Raw genomic sequence first — 939 nt, 5'->3', positions numbered from 1 at the left:
GCGGCCAGGCCTCCCCCCGCCAGTGCAGCACGCAGACGAGCGTGAACAACCGGCGCGCCGTGTCGAAGTCGATCTCGATCTTGCCGGCGAGCCGGTCCATCAGTGTTTGCGAGCCCTCATTGTGCAGGCCGCGGCGGCCCATGTCGATTGCCTCGATATGGCTGGGCGTGGAGGAGCGGATCGCCTCATAATAGCTTTCGCAGATCAGATAGTAATCCTTGACGATACGCCTAAGCGGCGTCAGCGACAGGATGTGGGTAACCACGTCGGCGCCATTCTGGCGGCTGACGGCGAACACCAGGCGCGACTCGGCCAGCGACAGCTTCAGCCTGTATGGGCCGGCGCCATCGTCGTTGACCGGCCGGAAACTGTTTTCCTCGATCAGGTCGAAGATCGCCACTGCCCGCTCATGCTCGACATCGGGCGTCGAACGCCCGATCGATTCGTCGAGCTCGACGTCGATCAGCCTGTCGCGGTTTTGGTGGTGGCCGGACATCGCTACATGTTCAGCCTGATCGCCACCGATCGTGCGTGGGCGTCGAGCCCTTCCGCCTTGGCGAGCGCGATGGCCGCCGGCGCCAGCGCCTTGAGCTGCTCCGGGCCGAGCTTCAGGATCGACGTGCGCTTGACGAAATCGAGCACGGACAAACCAGACGAGAAGCGCGCCGAGCGCGCGGTCGGCAGCACGTGGTTGGAGCCGCCGACATAATCGCCGATGACTTCCGGCGTGTGGCGGCCGAGGAAGACGGCACCGGCATTGCGCATCCCGGCGAGGAAGTTCTCGGCGTCGTCGAAGGCGAGCTCGACATGCTCAGCCGCGATGCGGTCGACCAGCGGCAGCGAAGCCTCGATCGTCGGCACCAGGATCACGGCGCCGAAATCGCGCCAGCTCGCCGCGGCCGTCGCGGCGCGCGGCAGGCTCTTCAACTGGCGCTCGAC

General features: G+C 66.0%; 2 protein-coding genes. Both read right to left on the bottom strand.

The genetic code is table 11. The annotated features are described in order from the left end of the window. A partial coding sequence (locus tag EOA60_RS34910; RefSeq protein ID WP_164899862.1) for a UPF0262 family protein occupies positions 1-496 on the bottom strand: 496 nt, incomplete at its 3' end. Positions 497-498: 2 nt separating this feature from the next. Next, the coding region (locus EOA60_RS34905) for a histidinol dehydrogenase (RefSeq protein WP_206628421.1) at positions 499-939 on the bottom strand (441 nt) is incomplete at its 5' end.

It is taken from the genome of Mesorhizobium sp. M1A.F.Ca.IN.020.06.1.1 (genome assembly GCF_004023265.1).
GTDB lineage: Bacteria > Pseudomonadota > Alphaproteobacteria > Rhizobiales > Rhizobiaceae > Mesorhizobium.
The sequence above is the reverse complement of the archived record's forward strand: the minus strand, read 5'-3'. Positions and strand labels throughout refer to the sequence as shown.